At 49.1% G+C, this 2,371-nt stretch carries 3 protein-coding genes; 2 read left to right on the forward strand and 1 reads right to left on the reverse strand.

Translation table 11 applies throughout. From position 1 onward, the window contains the following. Positions 1-192 precede the first annotated feature (192 nt). Complete coding sequence (locus tag D6694_10500) at positions 193-417, reverse strand: helix-turn-helix domain-containing protein (protein RMH40005.1); 225 nt, start codon at positions 415-417, stop codon at positions 193-195. Positions 418-623: 206 nt separating this feature from the next. On the opposite strand from D6694_10500, the gene D6694_10505 reads away from it, so the two are divergent. Beyond that, complete coding sequence (locus D6694_10505; protein ID RMH40006.1) at positions 624-863, forward strand: hypothetical protein; 240 nt, start codon at positions 624-626, stop codon at positions 861-863. Then, positions 856-2,064, forward strand: coding sequence for a site-specific integrase (locus tag D6694_10510; protein ID RMH40007.1), 1,209 nt, complete (start codon positions 856-858; stop codon positions 2,062-2,064). Before D6694_10505 ends, D6694_10510 begins: the two co-directional genes overlap by 8 nt. Positions 2,065-2,371: the final 307 nt, after the last annotated feature.

Consider the following 2,371-nt stretch of genomic DNA (forward strand, 5'->3'; position numbering starts at 1 on the left):
AATCGCTAACCCCTTTTTTGATGTTGTGCCCACCTTGTGCCCATTCTGTGCCCAAATTTTAAGGCAGTGACCCCTGCCATGGATTTTCCCCCTGTTTTGCTCGGGCAGGGGTATTTGAATCTTGCTCAACCACTGGGAAACATGTGGTTTTGTTCCGGTTCCCGGAGGGTTTTGACCCCTGCCCCCAACAAGTCATTCATCTGGTAGAAACTCCACCAGATCCTGAATTTTACAATTTAAAAAATTGCAAATTTTTTCAAGATTCCCAATGGTCGTGTTCGGTGCCTTTTGGTTGGCGATTCGTGACAGGGTTGATAAATGAATTCCAGTCGCATCGGCAATCTCTTTCAAACTGAGCCTTTTCCCCGTTTGGAATTCCTTCTCTGCTATTAGCTCCTTCAGGTGGTATCGGATCATTGCCTCCTCCTTTTTTGCTCTTTCCTCCTAAATATAACCAGAGCTTACTGAAAAATTGAAAACCATGCAACTTATTGATATGCAGGCAAATTGTTGTCCCCAATGCATTCCCGTTGCCAGAAAAGACGTTTTTGTGACGATAATTTGATTGACATGCAATTTTCCAGCATATATACTATGTAAAACACCATCCAAGGAGGTTTGTCATGACAGAGAAGACGTTTATGACAACGGAAGAGTTGGCCCAGAAGCTGAGGTATGACCCTCGGTACATCCGGAACTGCCTCAAGGACGCAGTCTTTTTGGAAGGAGTTCATTACATCCGACCTTTTGGGCGGAGGAAGATTCTTTACATTTGGGAGGCAATTGAGCGCGATTTGACTCGTGACTTCAGCAGGAAGAGTGAATTGATTCCAATGGCAAATGGAGGTGTATGCCGTGGGTAGCATTCGTGTACGTCATGATACCGGAAAGTTGTTTTTTGATTTTCGCTTCAATGGCCGTAGGTGCAGGGAATTGACACTTCTGGATGACACAAAGGCTAACAGGGCGAAAATGGAAGCTATTATGGCAAAAATCGAAGAGAAAATCAGGGATGGCAGCTTTGTTTATGAGGAGTTTTTTCCCAATAGCAAAGCCCCCCTGAAAATGGAAAAAGACGTGGGGGTAACGGTTAAAAAACAGGCTCCGTTGAAGGATACCCCTTTGTTCGAAGATTTTGCCCAAGAGTGGTTCGAAGAAAATGAAGTCGGTTGGAAGCAGTCCTACCGCAAAACGATTCGCGGCACCTTGGACAAGTACCTGATCCCGGCCTTTGGTGAAAAGGAGGTCGGCAGCATCACCAGGGGTGAGATTCTGAAATTCCGTTCGTCACTCGCCAAAGTTCCCAACGGAAAGAAACAGGGCCTCTCACCCGATCGAATCAATCATATCATGACGCCATTGCGCATGATTCTGGATGAAGCCGCCGACCGCTATGACTTTAGCACACCCTTTGTTCGTATTAAACCATTGAAGGTCCCTCCTTCTGATGTTGATCCCTTTTCCATTGAGGAGGTGAAAGCGATTCTGAACACGGTCCGGGAGGACTTCCGCCCTTATTACACCGTGAGATTTTTCACCGGGATGCGCACTGGCGAAATTGATGGCTTGAAGTGGGAGTATGTCGATTTCGAACATCGCATCATTCGCGTTCGAGAAACTTTGGTCGATGGCCGGGAAGAAACGCCGAAAACTGCCGGATCGATCAGGGACATCTGGATGTCTCAGTTGGTGTACGACGCACTCATGCTTCAAAGGGAACGAACGGGACATTTTAGGAAATTCGTCTTTTGCACTCGTAACGGTGAGCCTTTTGATCACCGAAACGTAACCAAACGGGTTTGGTATCCGCTCCTGCGCTATCTTGGCCTGAAAAAGCGAAAGCCCTATCAGACGCGGCATACTGCAGCGACTCTTTGGTTGGCCGCTGGTGAAAACCCCGAGTGGATTGCCAGACAGATGGGGCATACAACCACGAGAATGTTGTTCACGGTTTACTCCCGTTTCGTGCCAAACCTGACCAGGCGCGACGGGTCGGCATTTGAGAGATTGTTGGTCAGTAACCTTGGCGGAGGCGATTATGAACCCAATTCGATCAATGATTGAACGTGGCAGCGGTCTGGTCAAAGGGGTCTACCGCCTGCGCAGGCCCAGGTTGCGTCAGGCCCGTAATGGATGTCCTTATCTGTCGGTACAGCTTGAGGATATGAGCGGCAGCGCCCAGGGCTATGTCTGGTCGGGTCAGGTATCTAACCTGGAAGGTCTACAGGAGTACGCCTGTGCCCGTGTGGTTGGCAACGTTCGGGTCCGCAACGATGGGGCGGTTCTTGACATCGAGCACCTTCAGGTTACCAGTGACCGGCTTGGAGAGGTCGTTCGGCTGCTACCCTACAGCCTGTGCCCGAAACCCTGG

Source organism: Gammaproteobacteria bacterium (assembly GCA_003696665.1).
Lineage (GTDB): Bacteria > Pseudomonadota > Gammaproteobacteria > Enterobacterales.